The 16,564-nt window shown below is 49.8% G+C and carries 16 protein-coding genes and 1 tRNA gene; 10 read left to right on the forward strand and 7 right to left on the reverse strand.

Annotated features, from left to right (window positions below; genetic code table 11):
* Positions 1-18: 18 nt before the first annotated feature.
* From BMW71_RS03400 to BMW71_RS03415, 4 genes are read right to left on the reverse strand one after another with little or no spacing between them, the layout of a single operon-like run.
* Positions 19-870 carry a transketolase gene (locus BMW71_RS03400; RefSeq protein WP_092169455.1) on the reverse strand — a complete coding sequence of 284 codons (852 nt, stop codon included), beginning with the start codon at positions 868-870 and terminating at the stop codon, positions 19-21.
* Positions 871-880: 10 nt separating this feature from the next.
* On the reverse strand, positions 881-1,330 hold the full coding sequence (gene bcp / locus BMW71_RS03405; RefSeq protein WP_092169457.1) for a thioredoxin-dependent thiol peroxidase: 450 nt from the start codon (positions 1,328-1,330) through the stop codon (positions 881-883).
* A gap of 56 nt (positions 1,331-1,386) precedes the next feature.
* Entirely contained in the window at positions 1,387-3,255 is a 1,869-nt protein-coding gene (locus tag BMW71_RS03410) for a M23 family metallopeptidase (RefSeq protein WP_244891063.1), read from the reverse strand.
* A complete protein-coding gene (locus tag BMW71_RS03415; RefSeq protein WP_092170250.1) occupies positions 3,242-3,853 on the reverse strand; it encodes a fumarylacetoacetate hydrolase family protein in 612 nt (203 codons plus the stop codon). Before BMW71_RS03415 ends, BMW71_RS03410 begins: the two co-directional genes overlap by 14 nt.
* Before the next feature lie 249 nt (positions 3,854-4,102).
* Here BMW71_RS03415 and BMW71_RS03420 point away from each other — a divergent pair.
* From BMW71_RS03420 to BMW71_RS03445, 6 genes are all read left to right on the forward strand, one after another.
* A tRNA-Ser gene (locus BMW71_RS03420) sits at positions 4,103-4,191 on the forward strand.
* A gap of 565 nt (positions 4,192-4,756) precedes the next feature.
* Positions 4,757-5,296 (forward strand): N-acetylmuramoyl-L-alanine amidase, encoded by a 540-nt coding sequence (locus BMW71_RS03425; RefSeq protein ID WP_394333674.1) that lies wholly within the window; start codon positions 4,757-4,759, stop codon positions 5,294-5,296.
* A gap of 143 nt (positions 5,297-5,439) precedes the next feature.
* Positions 5,440-6,963: a TolB family protein gene (locus BMW71_RS03430; protein ID WP_143057538.1), complete on the forward strand. Its 1,524-nt coding sequence runs from the start codon at positions 5,440-5,442 to the stop codon at positions 6,961-6,963.
* A gap of 559 nt (positions 6,964-7,522) precedes the next feature.
* Positions 7,523-7,732 carry a hypothetical protein gene (locus BMW71_RS03435; RefSeq protein ID WP_143057539.1) on the forward strand — a complete coding sequence of 70 codons (210 nt, stop codon included), beginning with the start codon at positions 7,523-7,525 and terminating at the stop codon, positions 7,730-7,732.
* A 108-nt stretch (positions 7,733-7,840) separates the two neighbouring features.
* Positions 7,841-8,746, forward strand: coding sequence for an oxidoreductase (locus BMW71_RS03440; RefSeq protein WP_092169468.1), 906 nt, complete (start codon positions 7,841-7,843; stop codon positions 8,744-8,746).
* A gap of 306 nt (positions 8,747-9,052) precedes the next feature.
* Positions 9,053-10,207 (forward strand): TIGR03364 family FAD-dependent oxidoreductase, encoded by a 1,155-nt coding sequence (locus tag BMW71_RS03445; protein ID WP_092170253.1) that lies wholly within the window; start codon positions 9,053-9,055, stop codon positions 10,205-10,207.
* Positions 10,208-10,591: 384 nt separating this feature from the next.
* On the opposite strand, the gene BMW71_RS03450 is transcribed toward BMW71_RS03445, so the two are convergent.
* Positions 10,592-11,221 carry a YceI family protein gene (locus BMW71_RS03450; RefSeq protein ID WP_092169471.1) on the reverse strand — a complete coding sequence of 210 codons (630 nt, stop codon included), beginning with the start codon at positions 11,219-11,221 and terminating at the stop codon, positions 10,592-10,594.
* 160 nt (positions 11,222-11,381) lie between these two features.
* A complete protein-coding gene (locus tag BMW71_RS03455; RefSeq protein WP_092169474.1) occupies positions 11,382-11,660 on the reverse strand; it encodes a hypothetical protein in 279 nt (92 codons plus the stop codon).
* A 151-nt stretch (positions 11,661-11,811) separates the two neighbouring features.
* Here BMW71_RS03455 and BMW71_RS03460 point away from each other — a divergent pair, with 151 nt between their 5' ends.
* Positions 11,812-13,338 carry an FG-GAP repeat domain-containing protein gene (locus BMW71_RS03460; RefSeq protein ID WP_092170256.1) on the forward strand — a complete coding sequence of 509 codons (1,527 nt, stop codon included), beginning with the start codon at positions 11,812-11,814 and terminating at the stop codon, positions 13,336-13,338.
* A gap of 224 nt (positions 13,339-13,562) precedes the next feature.
* On the opposite strand, the gene BMW71_RS03465 is transcribed toward BMW71_RS03460, so the two are convergent.
* On the reverse strand, positions 13,563-13,943 hold the full coding sequence (locus tag BMW71_RS03465) for a 3D domain-containing protein (protein WP_092169476.1): 381 nt from the start codon (positions 13,941-13,943) through the stop codon (positions 13,563-13,565).
* A gap of 157 nt (positions 13,944-14,100) precedes the next feature.
* On the opposite strand from BMW71_RS03465, the gene BMW71_RS03470 reads away from it, so the two are divergent.
* The 3 genes from BMW71_RS03470 to BMW71_RS03480 all read left to right on the forward strand — a co-directional run bounded on the left by BMW71_RS03470 (position 14,101) and on the right by BMW71_RS03480 (position 16,217).
* Positions 14,101-14,469, forward strand: a complete 369-nt coding sequence (locus BMW71_RS03470; RefSeq protein ID WP_092169479.1) for a CHAT domain-containing protein — start codon at positions 14,101-14,103, stop codon at positions 14,467-14,469.
* Between the two features lie 421 nt (positions 14,470-14,890).
* On the forward strand, positions 14,891-15,661 hold the full coding sequence (locus BMW71_RS03475) for a superoxide dismutase (RefSeq protein ID WP_092169481.1): 771 nt from the start codon (positions 14,891-14,893) through the stop codon (positions 15,659-15,661).
* 157 nt (positions 15,662-15,818) lie between these two features.
* Entirely contained in the window at positions 15,819-16,217 is a 399-nt protein-coding gene (locus BMW71_RS03480; protein ID WP_092169485.1) for a hypothetical protein, read from the forward strand.
* Positions 16,218-16,564: the final 347 nt, after the last annotated feature.

A 16,564-nucleotide genomic window follows, 5' to 3' on the forward strand; every position in this document is an offset into this window, starting at 1 on the left:
TATCGTAGCTGTCCGGGATCAATAATCGCCCAGTGTTTCTTCCAATTGTCCCAGGGCATTTTCCAGTTGCTCGTCGTTGGGAGCGACGCCGTGCCATTTGTGGGTTCCCACCATAAAATCCACGCCGTAACCCATGTCGGTATGCAACAAGTTGAGTACCGGTTTTCCACGGCCCAGTAGACCTTTTGCTTTTTCCAGCGAAGCGATGACCTCGGTGATGTCGTTGCCGTTTTCGGTCACGATCACTTCCCAGCCAAAAGCTTCCCACTTGGCTTTCAGGTCGAGTAAGTTCATGACTTCCCGGGTAGGGCCGTCGATTTGCTGTCCGTTTACATCAATGGATGCGATAAGGTTGTCCACACCGTGGTGCGGGGCACACATGGCGGCTTCCCATATTTGGCCCTCTTGCTGCTCGCCATCCCCCATTAATGCATACACCAGTTGCTCATCGCCGTTTAGTTTCTTGGCGAGCGCTGCACCAATGGCTACGGAAAGTCCCTGCCCCAATGAGCCGGAGGCCACCCGGATGCCCGGAAGTCCCTCTTCGGTGGCGGGATGCCCCTGCAGACGGCTATTGATTTTTCGAAAGGTTTTTAGCTCCTCCGTGTCAAAATACCCACTTCTGGAAAGCACACTGTACCACACGGGAGAGATATGTCCGTTTGAGAGGAAAAATAAGTCTTCGCCGATTCCGTCGGGATTAAAGGAGTTGGAATGCTTCATTTGGTCAAAATACAGGGCAACAAAAAATTCGGTACAGCCCAGAGAAGCGCCCGGGTGACCCGATTGACAGGCATGCACCATGCGCAAAATGTCTCTTCGTACCTGAGAGCATACGGCTTGCAATTGTTCAGTTGTGTGTTTTTCCATTGATTTGGAATTAGTTAAGTATTTGATTGGTGTGTTCTTTGGTTTTTACTTTTTCGATGACTTCTTCGATAAGGCCTTCTTCGTTGATGACAAAGGTAGTTCGGGCCGTGCCCATGTACTTTCTGCCGTACATGCTTTTTTCTACCCAGGTTCCGTATTTTTCGTGAACGCTTTTGTCTTCGTCAGCAATCAGCGGAAAAGGTAAGCTGTGTTTTTCAATAAATTTTTGATGCGATTTTGCTGAATCCGAACTGATGCCCAGTACCACGTAGCCGGCTTTTTGAAGTGCCTCGTAGTTGTCCCGCAAATTGCAGGCCTGGGTGGTGCAGCCGGGTGTATTGTCTTTGGGATAAAAATACAAGACCACTTTTTTGCCTTTAAAATCGGAAAGCTTTATGGGGTTTCCATCCTGGTCTACGGATTCAAAATCCGGAGCTTTTTGGCCTTTTTCTACTGACATGATACCTGTTTTTTTCGGTTGGTTGATTGATTTGACGCCCCAAATATCGGAATAAATTAAATTTTTCCCCTATAAATGGCCTCGTTATTTGCCCGGTCCCGCACTTTTAAAAGCACGTCGCCTTGGAGCACTTTGCCCGCAGGAGGGTCCGATTGTATCAGGGATTGTTTGTGTTCGTACCGGAGTTGAATCCATTCTCCGTCTACCCAGGCATTGAAATCGGCTATTCCCGACAAGTCATCCCGGATGACAAAGCGCAAGCCCCGGCTGTTGACCCGGACGGCCCGGATGCTGGGAGGGAGGGAGTCTCTGGCCAACACAAAGGTACCAAAATTCCGGGTGGAAAACCGTATTTGATTGCCCTCCCAGTCGCCTCCCTGAAAACTCTTGTAGCCGTTGTCGTGGAGCAGGTACACCTGCGTTTGGGCTTTTTTTCCCCTAAATTCGGGCAAATACAGCTGTACCTGCATGGAATTCCACAGGTATGTATAGGGATCGTTGATGACCAGGCCGGGAAAGCCATCCTCCTGAAACGGCTGCAGCCTCAGGTAGAGGTCGTCGAAGAGCGTTTCTTTCCCAAACTGCATACTCACCTGACCGTCGTTGAAGTGAATTTCTTTGCCAGCCGGAATGCGGGCGTTTACCTCCGGAATCAGGGTTTCTGAACACAGATCCACAGAATCGGGAACTCCCAGCCGCATGTCCCAAAGGTAGGTTCGCTTGTCGCTGCCCTCATAGGCATAGGGAATTTCCATGCTGTAGCCGTGTACGTAAAATCTGGCCAGGCTTCCCTGATCGTGCACCGGTGTGTGGATGATCAACTTGTTTTCGCGGTATTCCACGGATTGCCGACCGGAAGTGCGGTTGTACCTACGAAGCTGGGTGGGGGCTTCCTCACCCAGGAAATTGAGTTCCAATCGGGATTCATTCCGGTAGGCATCCTCCAGGCGGACGGTAATGGATTTGGCCTCTCCGGCAAGGGCCGAAATGGCCCCGCTGAAAGCAGAATCCGGTTCGTAAAAGGTAAATTTATTGGCCGGCAACTTGTACAGGCGGGTGTAGCGGTTGCGGTAGGTATGCAACAGGATATGGCGTCCCAGACTAAAATCGACTTTATTGACTTCGGATCGAAAAATTGGCTGCGCACCGTCGAGAATTTCGTATATGGGAAAGCCGTTTCGGTTGTACATTTCATCCAGCTGGTCGTAGGCCCAGAGTTCGATGCCGACCTTCCCTGAAATGCGGATGGTTTCTGCCACACGGAAGGCGCCATTGCGGTAGGTGAGGTAGAACTCTTGCCGCTCAAATAGGCCATTTACCCGGCTATCGGCATCCAGGGGGCTGATGGCCACCCGCCGTACGATGGGGGAGGTGCTGTCTTTGATTTCAGAAAAACCGACGTGCAAGGGGTCAATGGCCCGGTCCAGGGAATCCCGGATTTCAAAATGCAGGTGGGGACCGCCCGAACTCCCCGTGTTTCCGGAATAGGCGATCACGTCGCCCCGCCTGACCGAAAGTTCGCCGGGTTCCGGAAAATACTCCCACTCGTTTAGTTGGGCCTCGTAGATTTTGGCTTTCATGGCACTTGCCAGCGGCTCTTCCAGATCCCGCAAGTGGGCGTACACGGTCGAGGTACCGTTGGGGTGTTTGAGGTAGACCACGTTGCCGTAGCCAAAGGAGGAAATCTTCATGCGGGATACGTAGCCGTCCGCGGCCGCATATACTGGGAGGCCCTGCCTTCCCTCGGTTTTGATATCCAGTCCGGTATGGAAGTGATTGGGGCGGATTTCACTCATGTTTCCCGCCAGGAAATTTCGCTGCCCCGGCTTGATCGGGAAGAGGTAGTCATTCGTTGCCGTCTGCGAAAGGAGGGCAAATGCGGTAAGAAGGAGTACGGGTAGGGTGCGGGATTTATTTAACTTCAACTTCCAGTAATTTTTCTTGCTCCACATAGGCCTCCAACCGATCCCCAACTGCTACTTTTCCTACACCGGCCGGGGTACCGGTGAAGATGAGGTCTCCCGTTTTTAGGGTAAAAAACTGCGATACGTAGGATAAAATCACATCAAAGGGAAAAATCAGCAGGGAGGTATTCCCCGTTTGGCGGCGTTCTCCATTTATATCCAGGTGAAAATTGATATTGGTTACATCCGGAAAGTCCGAGGCCGGGCGGAAGGCCCCAACGGGCGCGGAGCCATTGAAGGCCTTGGCGATTTCCCAGGGAAGTCCTTTTTCCTTGCATTTCTGCTGCAAGTCCCGGGCGGTAAAATCGATGCCTATGCCGATTTCGTCATAATACGTATGGGCAAATTTTCGGTCGATGTACTTGCCTTCCTTTTTTATTTTCAGCACCAATTCCACTTCATGGTGGATGTCCTGGGAAAAGTCCGGATGGTAGAACGGGGCGTTGTTTTTAAGCAAGGCGGTATCCGGTTTCATAAAAACTACCGGTTCGGACGGTTTTTCGTTCTGCAATTCTTCGATATGGGCGGCATAATTGCGGCCGATGGCGATTATTTTCATAGGTAACGGCGTGTACGAGTTGCAAATAAACGCATATTCGGAGGATTTCAAAAGCCAGATTACGTGATTGGTTCCTTTTGCCAAAAAAGGCAGGGGGATAGGCTGCTGGCTTAAAATTGGTTAGCCGGAAGGGCCCAAAAAAATGCGGATTTTTCGAGAATTGATTTTGTTAAATTGGGGAATATTGGTTTATATTTGCGTCACTATTCACTGAAAGGTTGAATCGTTCACGTAAGTTCCAAGCCAAATAGAGAGTTGGGTGAGTGGCTTAAACCAGCAGTTTGCTAAACTGTCGTACGTCTAATAGCGTACCGGGGGTTCGAATCCCCCACTCTCTACGAAAGACCCTGTACAAAGCAAAGACGATGCGTTGTACAGGTTTTTTTTTGTGAAAGGGGCCGTTTTGATGAATTCGATGAGCTGTGATCAGCTTTTAATGCGATAACTTGCGAAGGCTGAGTGGCTGAAACCATTTATTTGACCCACCAAAACACGATCTTGTCGGAGAAACTGCTAACAACCTAATTTTGACCTTTTTTTGCGTACCTGGAACATGCCGTTCAACATACATCCCATAAACGGGTCGGTTAGTTTTCGGCAAACGGTCGTAGCCTACACCAGTAATACGGATGTTCTCCAATACCGATGGACGCTGCCAGAAAGATGTGGACGATTATGGGACTGCACGCAAGCTAATTTCCGGAACATTCTGTTCGGTCAACGGCGCAATTCCGGAGTATTTGGTTTAAATTTACAATCTTTCTGATATCCGGTCCCATGATAAAATTTATTCAAACGACTGCTTTACTACTGTTTCTGGCCCTGACTTCCTACGCAGAAGCCCAAATCTTTCGTATTTTCTAGAAACCAATCCTTTTTAACGAGGAACGACAACAACTATCGTTGGAATACCTGGAGAAAAGGCACGGTATCCTTCAGGAAACCGCCACGATCGAGCCCAAAATGGTGGTTGTCCATTGGACAGCCGTCTATTCGTTGGAGGCAACCTTTGATGTTTTTAATCCGGTGCAACTCGCTGGCAGGCCGGAGCTTACCTCCGCAAGCCGGCTGAATGTTTCTGCGCATTTCCTGGTAGATCGGGACGGGACAATTTTTAGACTGCTTCCGGATACTACCTTTGCCAGGCATACCATTGGACTGAATTACATGGCCATTGGTATCGAAAACATCGGCGGCCCGGTTGCACCTTTGACGAGGGCCCAGGTCAAGGCAAACGCTGAATTAATCCGTTACCTGCGTAAAAAACACGAGATCGAATTCCTCATCGGCCATCATGAGTACGATGCGTTCCAGGGAAGCCCTCTTTGGAAAGAATCTGACCCAAACTACATCACCCAAAAACAAGATCCCGGTGACAGGTTCATGAAACGCCTACGGAAAGAACTGTCCGATCTTTCCTTTAAGAGCAGGCCTGAACGGTAATTTTCCAATTGGTACACAAAAAGGTGGATAGTAGAAGAGTCACTTTTTTATAAATTCTGATTGGAAATGGCTTTTCGTTTCGTATATTCAATTGCTAATTTATCATTCATTCGCTGGTCCTTAGGTTTACACCACAGGTTCTTATGAAACAGAATCGGTTATTTCACCCAACGAGTGGCCCTGCTTCATTTAGGGGGCTGATTTCAAAGAAGTTTCGATCCGCATTCGTTCAAAACCCAGTTCTCACGACCTGGGTGACGGGTTTTTTCCGACTAAATATCTTCTACACCGGCATCTTTTTTTCCCTTCTTGCGCTGATGTTTGCTTGCCAACCAACGGAAGCGCCTGACCCTGACGTAGACGAGGAGGAACCTATTGAGGAAGAGGTTCCGGCAAATAATCTCTCGACCGGTTTTTTGGTCACCGGTGACATGAGGGATAACAAACTTCCAATCAATGGAGTAGCCACCTTCCGGCTCAATGTAGTGGGTCATGAAGGCGACCTGGACGAGCTGCAATACCGATGGACATTGACCGAGGAACGGGTACGGATGCAGGATGCCGGTACAGCCCTAACCAACCCTACGGTAGCGGGTAGGGTAATGAACTGTGTAGGTGTGAGGGAAGGCGAAGAAACGATCACGGTAGAAATACTGGATGCCGAGGGCAAGGTGCTTGCAGAAAGGTCTGCTGATTTTGATATCGCTGGTTTCATCGATCCTGATTTGGCCCGGGGTTGCTTCGACCAGCCCAAAATCATTTACCATTACGAGATAGCTACCTACGTGATGAACTTTGACGGCAGTGGCCGGGAGAGCATCTACAACAGTGGCAACCTCCCGGCTGTCGACATCTCGCCGAATGGGGAGTGGATCGCCTATCAGAAAGACTTTGATCGGATTAATGGAGATTCTGTAAATTATACGGGCATGGTTCTTAGACGCTGTAGCTCAATCGAAGAGATCCTGATCCCATCCGATGGTACGCGGTGGCCCGGGCACACCTGGCAAACCCTTTATGATACCGGTAGGCCTCGTTTTTCCAAGGACAGCAAGACCGTTTACTTCATGCGGTTCAACCCTGCGCAGGGTTATGATACTAGCAAACCCGGTGTCGTTGGCGTTGGGAATGAGTACAAATACCGAGACCTGGCCGCCTACGACATCGAATCCGGAACCTGGCGCTACCTTACGGAGCACTGGAAGGAAGAATCACAGGTCATTGACTTTGTGGTGTCCCCGGCAACAGGTGAGATCATTTACTCTAATGCTAAAACCGGTGAGTTTGAGAGGCTTCGATTCCTAAACCCAGAGACGGGCGCTGCTCGTGATTTCATCGACATGAGCGCTCAGGGTATCTTTGTCGATCAGCCGGCCATTTCACCGGATGGCAAGGACCTTATTTTCATAAGCGGTACCCAGACTACAGCAGGTATCTACCGTCTCGAACTTGTCGACGGCGCCCAACCGATGGAGCTATATCGGTTCGACCCGCAATATACCGGCTTCGGGTATCCGCACTATTATGCGAGTGGCACCCGCATCATGATGAATGGCTATCAGGATCAGGACAACAGTAACCTCTGGAGTATCGACGCCAACGGCAACGATCTGCAGATGGTCACCGATACGCCGGGAGACGAGCTAATGATAGGTGTATTGCATTGAGTAGGTAACCGATCAATTTTTGGAACAGGAGTAGCAGGTGTATCCGCCTTGGGAATACCGGGCACAAGAAGCACGGGAGAAAAAAAGAGTACCTACCCAATGCCGCCACTTCGGGAGCTCGGGTTGGCCGTATGCCGCAATAACTAACAAAAACCATAGGCATGGAAATGATTTGGGTACATGAACCCGAAATCCATCCCCAACGCGCAGGATTTCCTTCCTATTTAGTTCATTGACACTTGATTCTTATACCAGAAAAACCGCGCTTTTCACCGGTATACCCGGTGGCAACCCGGATGTAGGTACCTATCCTCTCTGCCGGTATCCCGTACGAGTCCAGCCGAGATGTGAATGAAGCCTAACATACAGTAAATCTTTATTCGGCGCAGGGCTTGCCGGGGACCAGGCTTGATCGGTCCACACCTCATCAAGCAGCTAGTAGTACAAAATCGAACAGTAAAAAACATTGGAAAGCGCTATTGAAAAATATCAGAAATACCGGCATTGGTTTAAAACCTGCGATTCGGCAATACAAGAGAATTATATAGCGATGGAAAAAATGGATAACGGAAAATGGGCGATAATGGAGAAGGTCTTTCATGAAGATGAGGAAAAGCTCACGGATTTAGCTACTTTTATACTCCGGTTGTCGGAAAGCCCTGTCGGTATCAAGCAATGCAATCAGGAATTGGAAGACGCTAAAGTCGGGATGGACAGGGGAGCGCGCTACCTCCAGGAAGATATAGAGGGAATGGGTTATAAATGGTAACGCTTGGTCTTGTAGAAAATCGTCCTTAACCGTTGCCTACCATTTCCTGGTTCATAAACGCTTCGATTTCATTTCAATTAGCCAGTAAAAAATAAAAGAAAATTACCTATGGATACCATCAGCACTCTTCCCTCGCAGGAGAGGCGGGTCATCGTCGTTACGGGGGCCAACGCAGGTCTTGGCTACGAGACCACCTTGGCATTGGCCAAAAAAGGGGCTCGGGTAGTTATGGCCTGCCGCAGCAGTTCCAAAGCCCGCACCGCCAGGGAAGCCCTTCTCAAGGAAGCGCCCAATGCCGAGCTGGATATTCTGGAGCTCGACTTGAGCAGCCTGCAGTCGGTGCGAAACATGGCTGCCAAATTTCAGGCATCGTACGACCGCTTGGATGTATTGATCAACAATGCGGGGGTGATGATGCCTCCCTACACCCGGACGGAAGACGGTTTCGAATTGCAGTTTATGTCCAATTACCTGGGCCACTTTTTGTTGACCGGGCTTTTGCTGCCCAGTATTCTGAAAACACCCGCATCGAGAATCGTCTCCCTGAGCTCGATCATCCACAAACGCGGGCAAATCAATTTTGAGGACCTCCAAAGCGAAAAAAGCTATTCGGCACAAAACGCGTATGCCCAATCAAAGTTGGCTTGTTTGCTGTATGCGTACGAATTGCAACGGAGACTGGAAAAGGCCGGACATACGGACACCCTTTCCACCGCAGCCCATCCCGGAATAGCCACGACGGAGTTGGGCAGGCATATGCCTCGCTTCCTCTTTGCCCTTTTGACCAACACCATCGGTCCATTTATTGCGCATAGCTCCCGCGAAGGGGCCAAGCCCAGTCTTCTGGCCGCAATAGGTGAGGCAACCGGGGGAGACTATTTCGGGCCGACAGGATTTCGGGAACTCAAGGGAAAACCAGGTAAAGCCAGCAGCTCGGATTTGTCGAAAGACGCGGCCCTGGCCAAACGCCTGTGGGAGGTGTCGGAGGAGTTGGTTGGCCTTTCGTACCTGTAAAAGAAGTGCCGATGGATAGTCCGATCACAGGTAGGCCGAATCGCTTTCGTACGCCCGGTCAGGATTGAAAGGAATGGGCTAGGGCACGGACTTCTTCTTTGGTTGCGGTGATTGGCGCTCGATAAAGAAACGCAGGGCAGTAGTGGGCAATTCCTAGTTTGCCTCTTTACCCAAACGAGTCCCTGACCTTTTCTTTTCGGCATCCGTCAAAGGCTTGGCTTTATCCGGGGGATTCGGGTAAATTTGCCCAGAAATCAGTCGTCAATTGAAAAAAAATCCAATACGGCCCCGCCAAAACGATACGCAATGGAAAAGCGATTTGACTTAATCGTCGTTGGAGCAGGCATCCTGGGTACCTTTCATGCCTACCATGCCCTGGAAATGGGCTTGCGGGTGGCCCTGCTGGAAAAGGACAGTTTACCGATGGGAGCTACGGTGCGCAATTTTGGACAAGTGATTCCCTCCGGTCTCGCAGGTAAATGGTTTGACTTTGGTTGCAGCAGCCTGGAGGGGTACCGCAAACTCAAACAAACCGCCGGTATTCCCCTACAGGAAAATGGTTCGGCCTACCTGGCTTCCGATGCCGAAGAAGTGCAGCTCCTGCACGAGCTAAAGGCCCATTACGATACAAAAGGATACCCCTGTTCCCTTTTGTCCGGCAGAAATCTACAACAAAAGTATCCGGCCATTCGAGGCAGCTATGCTCGGGAGGCCTTGCATTTTCCGCAAGAGCTTAGCCTGGAACCGGAAAGCCTGTTGAGCCGGCTACATGCCTACATGAAAAGTCGTTTTCCGGGCTTGTGCTTGCAGTACCGGTCTCCGGTTACTGCTTGTACCGACACCAACGATGGGGCAGCAGCATACGTGCATGGGGCAAAGTGGTCGGCGGATAAAGTCGTTATCTGCAACGGAGCAGAAGTTCATCTCCTTTTCCCGGAACGATTTGCTGCCCCGGGGCGGCAGGTGTGCAAGCTACAAATGATGCGTACGCGTCCGCTTGGCACGATAGGTTTAACGGGAAACATGCTAACGGGCCTGTCCATACGCAGGTACGAAAGTTTTTCCCACTATTGTCCATCCTACCCACGGCTTCGCCCGGTCGAACGGTACCGCGCCTTGCAGGAGCAGGGGATACATATCCTTTTCAACCAGGCACGGGACGGGAGTCTGCTGATTGGCGATTCCCACCGGTATGCACATCCGAAGGAAATCGATACCTTGGGTTACGGTATTGACCTGGAGATAAACGAACGTATCCTGCAAGAGGCCGGCCGTATCGTCGAATTGGACTTGCGGCACATGGCATCTACCTGGGCCGGCTATTACTACCTATCCGAAAAAGCTGCAATCGTCGAAGAGGCCGTATCAAAAAATATCCACATCCGCACAGGCCTGGGAGGCAAGGGCATGACCACGGGGATCGGATATGCCCTTGCGAGTTTGCAGGACATCCTGGGTTAAAACGGTAGGAAAAAGCGGCACTGCTTGCTGCAGGAAATCGAGGATGGCTTGTACAGGCCTAAAAATCAAGTCACCAATTTTACCAACTGTTTTAACCGTTTTTCGGTAAAACTCCGTAACTGTCGGTTTCTTGTTCCTTCGTCCGGACTATTTTCCGGCAAGGAAGCATGCGGCAATTCGCAGGATAGGTCCGTGTTGTTAAGTGAGGCACCGCACCGGCATACTCCAGCGACTTCTGCTAAAATTTCCTCAAACGAATCAGCTTAGGTAGTATTTCGATGGCAGGGATCTTTGGTCGCTTTTTTTCGCTTACAAAAATAATCCCGCGCCAGAACACCTGACGCGGGAAGAATTTTTGTTTTTACAGGAGGTGCCTGTCATCGGTTATTTTTTCGCTAACAACACTTCTGCATGCACGGCTACTTCGCTCCAGGTTTTGCTGATGCCATCGGCACCCGTATGCAAGGCTTCACAGGCTTTGTTGATGGATGCGACGGCTCCCAGGGCATCCCAATTGGCCAGTTCCATGACTCCGTCAAACACAAACTTGCTGTCGTTTTCCACGGTGTAGGTCAGGGGGATGCTTTCTGTTTTCCCATTTAAGGTAACGTCGATCGCGGCCTGTTTATCGGGACCCACCTTGAATACCCCAGAGATCAGTTCGGTATTTTCCAGGAACCCAAAGAAAAACTCCAGGATTTTTGGGTCTCGGGTGCCGGTAGGATCGTTAGTAAACAGGCTGCTTACCGGAATACTGAATTTAGTTCCGTCCATGGCCTCCAGAGCCGTATCTCCCGAGCCCAAATCAGCGATGGAAATGGCGGTAAATTGTCCACCAACGGGTACTTTATCGGTCGTCTTATAGGCAACAAAGCTTACTTTTGTTGAGTCCTGCACCAGGCTGTAGCTTGCATCGCTAGCCTGGGTCTCTTGTTCGGCTACTTTTGTAGCATTGTTGCAACTAAAAGCAGCAAGCAGTAAAAGGCTGCCTGCAATGAGGGATTGTTTTTTCATGGGTATAGCGTATCTAATAAACGTATGAATGGATGATCAAATAAAAAAGCCCACCGAGGGTACCGGGTTGGTTCCAGTGATGCGCAACCAACCGGTACGGGTAAGTAAAACGACATGGCCATATGGCTCGGCCATGCGGATATGGAAAGTTCTTTCCCGCTTAGCGGTTGGACTTTCGACCTCTTTTTTTACCGGCGTAAAGCAATTCCAGCAGGCGAATCATTTGCTCTGCCTCGGATTTGGTGATTCCCATGTCTTTCAAGTCCTCCATCGCTGTCTCCCGGAGGTTGATAAGCTCGATGGTTTTTCCCGATTTTTTGGCCGCATAGGCAGCTTCAATGGAAGAATAAATGTTTCCTTCGGTGTCGCAATGCACAATAACCTCCTCGGATTTCAACAAATCAGCGTAGGTGGCGACGAATTCTTGTATTTCAGTCATAACAAAATTTTTCAAGTAAACGCCTAAAATACGCTTTGCAGGAATTATATTCAAACAATCAATGAAAAATCAAGCTCCGGACGCTATAAAACCTGCCTGTAACGGTTGTACAGATTCCAAGGGTTACCAAACCATCAGCCATCGGCAACAAATGATTCACATACGTACCTGCCTCCTGCTCACATTGTCGCTGTTCCTAAGTGGCGGTTTTTCGCTGGCGCAACAAGTACCACTTTTGCGTGGGCGGGATTTGGTAAAAAGCCATTGTGGGAGCTGCCATGCCTATCCCTCCCCATCCCTTTTGCCGAAAGAGGTGTGGAAAACACAGGTCTTGCCCCAGATGGCCGCCCTCATGGGTGACCCGTCTGCACAGAAGAAGTTGGGGGTTTGGGAAGACCGAACGGAGGAGGAGATTGCCATACGCAAAAAGTTGGGGGTGTACCCTGCAAGCAGCCTGCTATCCCCTGAAGATTTCCAGGCGATCGTGGATTTTTACGTTACCGAAGCACCAACCACCTTACCCCCGCAGGCTCCCAAAGTAGCGCCGGAGCCATTGGCTGGCTTTACTGCGAAGAAGCTGTTTATTGAAGGCATAGAAGGTCCGAAAACCAGTCTGGTAGCCATTAACGAGGAACGAGGCGAACTCCTGCTTTCGGATGCGGGTACCAGTCAGCTGTATGCAGTAGCGCGAAACAACGAACTCTTTACCCTTCCTCCCATCAGCAGCCCTGCCGTACATTTCCTCCGAAAAGCCCCACATGTCTACCAGTTCCTTACTATCGGTTCCATTGCACCCAGTGATCTTTCCCAGGGAGCAGTCTACGAAATGGATATCCCCGCCAATAGGTGGAAAGGAGTTCTGGCCCAGCTGCCCCGACCCGTGTATGGTGTTTGGGCGGACCTTACCCAGGACAAGGAACCCGACTTATTGCTATGCAATTACGGGCACAATGGCGGCAACTTGTCGGTATTCATGGACGGAGATTTTTCTGTAAAGCCGATTTATCTGGGCGGGGCCGGGGCACGAAAGGTCGAAATCCGCGACCTCAATCGGGATGGAAAACCGGATATCGTGGCGCTGTTTTGCCAGGGAAACGAGCGCCTATCCGTTTTCTACAATCAGGGAAATGGTCAATTTGCACCCGAAAAAATCTTGCTGCAGTTTTCTCCTGTCATGGGTAGCAGCTACTTCGAACTGCAAGACCTGAATGGGGACGGGGAGTTGGACCTGCTGATCAGCAACGGGGATAATTGGGATTATTCCGCCGTATCAAAACCGTACCATGGTTTTCGAATCTATGAAAATACGGGTGGGGCGGCATTTAAGGAAGCCTGGTTTTACCCGCAGTACGGCGCAGCGAAAGCGATGGCGGTTGACTACGACGGAGATGGAGACTTGGACCTGGCCACCATTGCCTTCTACGACGAGCTTGAGCAGCCCGAGCACCAATTTCTTTTGTTTGAAAACAAAGGGAACTTGCAGTTTGCACCCAGGTACCTGCCCGAGGCAGCACAGGGTAAATGGTTGACCATGGATGTCGGAGATTTGGACGGAGACGGTGACGAGGATATCGTGTTGGGTGCCTATGCCCATAACCTACTCGAATATTCGAATCTCTTGCTTCGGGGAATTGAGGAGATTCCTACGGCATTGATTCTGGAAAACGGCCGGTTTTGAGAAAAATATAGCGCCTTTATTCCACCCGGCTGCCTTATCGGGTTTTAGGCAGTATCGGCTGCTTTTTTACGGACGAAGGCCGGTTAGAGCCTGGAATGGCTGTCGAAAATAGGACTGCAGTATCGCTTCCGTGTTCCAACGCTAACTTTTTTCAACCAATTGCGTGTTTCGATACATCCGGGATTCGTACACCTTGCGGGCAACCCAATTACGCACTGGTAAATTCAATCGATCTCCCAGGTAATTTCGACGTTCTGCCGGCCCCATGCTCTTGCCTGCTTTACGTTTTCACCCATGTAGATGTCGATTTTCTTTTTCCAGCGTTTATTCATTTTGTCCAGTACCCGGTAGGTTCCAGGAAGTCCCGAAATCTGCAATTCCGAACCGTGTTCGATTCCTTCTTCTTGCAGTAGATCACGGGATACAGCAACCGCTTTCATTCCCGGCTTGAGTTGATCTCCCCAGGCGGCTGTCACGGCGTCTCCTTTTTTGGTCTGACTTTCCACAGAGTTGTAGGCCGTAGCGGTCACTTCCAGCGTTTTGGTTTCGGTACACGAAATCGTTAAAAGTAACAGAAAAGAAAGGAAAAGGAGGGGCAATTTCATCAGTCGTTTGGTTTAGCGTGAAGCTTTTTAGGAAACCTACAGGTGAATAGAGGCGATTTGAAACGAGAAGCGTGTGTAAATTCTTTGTCTACCTTGTTCGTTTACCTTGGTTGCTCGCTGAAAGGGCAGTAGCCTGAGCTATTAAAGTAACAAAAACATGGAAAAAATCGTTTCCCGCGCACTTGCCTTTCGGTATGCAGGATCGGAGAGCCTGTTGACCGATCTGTGGAAGTTGGACGAAAAATCCAGCATGGAAATCACCGACGGTTTCTTATATTCCTTGGGTACAGGAAAGGGAAAGAAACAGGGGGCGTTGCGGGAGGCCAAGCTTCGGGACCTTGCTGGTGCTAGCGTCAGGGCACTTTCTCCAGATTACTGGGCTGGATTGGTGTTGATTGGCGATCCCGAACTAATTGCCGGTCTCCATCGGAGCAATCGCTGGCAACTGTGGCTGGCAGGGATTGTTGCTTTGCTGCTTGTTGCGCTAGTACTGAGTAGAAAGAAGTTACGTCAACAGCGCGGATAAGCCCTAAAGTCAAGACACATGTTGCTACACAAATTGACGGCTCGAAAAAGGAGCGGTCCGTTCTCGAGTGCTTCGGTAGGTACCTAGACAGCCGAAATACCGCTTCGAGCCCTTGCGAAGTGCAGAAAAAGATCCCTTCCCGACCATGCGGCCAATATGACCTTACCAAGTAAGGCAAGACCAACCCGTGAAAAAGCGGGAGTATAATTCATTGGTTGAGAAAAGCGGATAACAAACCTCACCCAACTTGAATCAAAAAACACGGGTAAATACCCTAATTTTCTAAAACCAAATCGGGCATTCTTGGTTCTTACTACGGGGCGCAATGGTTGAAAAACTGAAAAGGATAAATGCTTGATTGAAAAGAAACCGGTATGCCCCATTGATTCATACGTTTTGCCAACCAAATAGTAGTAACCGAATGAAGAAATTAACCGCACCAGTATCCAGACGTTTGTTTTTAGCACAGGGTAGCCGTGCAACCCTCGCTTTTGGTATCGGAAGCAGCCTGATAGGAACGGCTTTTTTACATGCATGTGGGAGCGACCGCAGCGCAGAAGGTGGCAGTAGCAGTTTGAGTACCGGATACGAGCAGACGCCACTTGCCTATGCGTTTGACGCCCTGGAACCGCACATCGATGCGAATACGATGGAAATCCACTACAGTAAGCACGCAGCGGGGTATGCAAAAAACCTTCGGGATGCTGTGGCGGAAGAAAACGTGGATACAAACCAACCCCTCGAGGAGATTTTGATGAACGTTTCAAACTATTCTACCAAAATGCGCAACAATGGGGGGGGGCACTACAACCACGAATTGTTTTGGAAGCATATGCGCCCCGATGCACCAGGCAGCCCTGAAGGAAAACTAGCGGAGGCGATTGACGCCACGTTCGGCGATTTCGAAGCGTTCAAAACTCAGTTCGAAACTGCGGCAGCCACCCGATTTGGCTCCGGCTGGGCCTGGTTGGTAGTGGATAAAAATCAACAATTGGCCGTCGGCTCTACGCCCAATCAGGACAATCCTCTAATGAACCTGTCTGATTTTCAAGGTATTCCCTTGCTGGGAATTGATGTATGGGAACATGCCTATTACCTGAACTACCAAAACCGACGGGGGGATTACGTAACTGCCTTTTGGAACCTGGTGGATTGGGAGCAAGTGGGCAGTCGGTACGAAAGCCTGGTCTAGTCGTTTTTCTCCATCAAGCAATCGAGTCGTACATTCAAGGGTTTGTTGTAACCGCTGCTGGGGTTTTTGATTGGCACGTTACGCAGCATTTACACGCGAATGCGTTGAATTCTTCGTCGCTTTTGCAACCATTTGCCTCGATGGGTGTTGGGTATCCATGGAGAAGTACGCAACCGTCGACGAGTCGGCTTTCCCTCTGGTGCGCATCACCTTTACGGGGAGTAAAAGCAGTGACAGTAATTTCCAGGACTATCTGGAGGAAACCAAGAATTGCTACCGGCACAAACGAAAACTTGTCCTGATCTTCGATGCCAGCAAGGCGAGTGTTCCTTCCTTTGCGCACCAGAAAATGCAGGGAGACTGGCTTCGGGAGAATAAGCAATTGATGGAAGACTATTGCCTGGGTACGGCCTATGTCATTCCCAGCGCCGCCATCCGGACCCTGCTAAAAATGATTTTTTCCTTCCAACGGCAGCCGATTCCCTACCAGGTCTTCGAGACCAATGGCGAAGCGGAAGTATGGGTTAAGGAGGTTTTGGCGTATAACAGTCGATGAAGTTATTTATTCAGGTCTTTTACCATATCTTTTTTCAACATGACCTGGATTGAATGAAAGGCACCTACATTTTTTGATCCCATTCTCGCTTTATAGTGTTCAAGTTTTTTTTAAACCATATAAGGCATATAAGGTCATTTAAGGGGTTTACATCGGTTGAATTGATGGTTCCCGTTTTTTCGAGATATTAGGGCTTCAAAAAAAATTATCCCCCAATAAAATCCCTCTATTATGCCCTTCAGCGCCGTATAAGTTTCATTTTTAACCACATAGGGCACATGAGCGCGCATAGGGATCTTCTTAACTATGGGTTCTGCACCATATGAGTTTGAAACCAAAGGAGACTA

The sequence above is a fragment of the Cyclobacterium xiamenense genome (assembly GCF_900109255.1).
Taxonomy (GTDB): domain Bacteria; phylum Bacteroidota; class Bacteroidia; order Cytophagales; family Cyclobacteriaceae; genus Cyclobacterium; species Cyclobacterium xiamenense.

Coding starts and splice junctions, on each gene's coding strand:
- BMW71_RS03460 (WP_092170256.1), top strand. CDS start 11,812: ATGATTCACATACGTACCTGCCTCCTGCTCACATTGTCGCTGTTCCTA.
- BMW71_RS03435 (WP_143057539.1), top strand. CDS start 7,523: ATGGATAACGGAAAATGGGCGATAATGGAGAAGGTCTTTCATGAAGAT.
- bcp (WP_092169457.1), bottom strand. CDS start 1,330: ATGTCAGTAGAAAAAGGCCAAAAAGCTCCGGATTTTGAATCCGTAGAC.
- BMW71_RS03400 (WP_092169455.1), bottom strand. CDS start 870: ATGGAAAAACACACAACTGAACAATTGCAAGCCGTATGCTCTCAGGTA.
- BMW71_RS03475 (WP_092169481.1), top strand. CDS start 14,891: ATGAAGAAATTAACCGCACCAGTATCCAGACGTTTGTTTTTAGCACAG.
- BMW71_RS03465 (WP_092169476.1), bottom strand. CDS start 13,943: ATGAAATTGCCCCTCCTTTTCCTTTCTTTTCTGTTACTTTTAACGATT.
- BMW71_RS03480 (WP_092169485.1), top strand. CDS start 15,819: ATGGAGAAGTACGCAACCGTCGACGAGTCGGCTTTCCCTCTGGTGCGC.
- BMW71_RS03440 (WP_092169468.1), top strand. CDS start 7,841: ATGGATACCATCAGCACTCTTCCCTCGCAGGAGAGGCGGGTCATCGTC.
- BMW71_RS03445 (WP_092170253.1), top strand. CDS start 9,053: ATGGAAAAGCGATTTGACTTAATCGTCGTTGGAGCAGGCATCCTGGGT.
- BMW71_RS03470 (WP_092169479.1), top strand. CDS start 14,101: ATGGAAAAAATCGTTTCCCGCGCACTTGCCTTTCGGTATGCAGGATCG.
- BMW71_RS03450 (WP_092169471.1), bottom strand. CDS start 11,221: ATGAAAAAACAATCCCTCATTGCAGGCAGCCTTTTACTGCTTGCTGCT.
- BMW71_RS03455 (WP_092169474.1), bottom strand. CDS start 11,660: ATGACTGAAATACAAGAATTCGTCGCCACCTACGCTGATTTGTTGAAA.
- BMW71_RS03430 (WP_143057538.1), top strand. CDS start 5,440: ATGAAACAGAATCGGTTATTTCACCCAACGAGTGGCCCTGCTTCATTT.
- BMW71_RS03415 (WP_092170250.1), bottom strand. CDS start 3,853: ATGAAAATAATCGCCATCGGCCGCAATTATGCCGCCCATATCGAAGAA.